Raw genomic sequence first — 314 nt, 5'->3', positions numbered from 1 at the left:
CCAGGACCAACTGGGCGATTTGGTTTTTGTGGGCGTTCCCGAGGTGGGTGTGACGGTCAATGGTGGCGAGGAAGCTGGCGTTGCCGAGTCGGTGAAATCCGCGTCGGATGTGTTCAGCCCAGTCACAGGGGAAGTCATCGAGGTGAACGAGGCTCTGGAAGAAGAGCCGGAGCTGGTCAATGAAGATCCCTATGGTGATGGCTGGCTGTTCAGGGTCAGACTAAAAGATCAAGGTGAGCTTGACGGGCTTATGGATGCCAGCGCCTATGCGGCTCATGTTGCAGACGCGGAGTAGCATCGGCCGCCAGGGCTGC

General features: G+C 58.6%; 1 protein-coding gene. It reads left to right on the top strand.

Translation table 11 applies throughout. The annotated features are described in order from the left end of the window. Positions 1–295, top strand: a 295-nt coding sequence (gene gcvH / locus E5Q11_RS17485) for a glycine cleavage system protein GcvH (RefSeq protein WP_135804718.1), incomplete at its 5' end; no start/stop codon positions are given. Positions 296–314: the final 19 nt, after the last annotated feature.

Source organism: Marinobacter confluentis, assembly GCF_004785685.1.
Classification (GTDB): Bacteria; Pseudomonadota; Gammaproteobacteria; order Pseudomonadales; family Oleiphilaceae; genus Marinobacter; species Marinobacter confluentis.
Note: the sequence above shows the minus strand (reverse complement) of the source record. Positions and strands in the feature narration are given on the sequence as shown.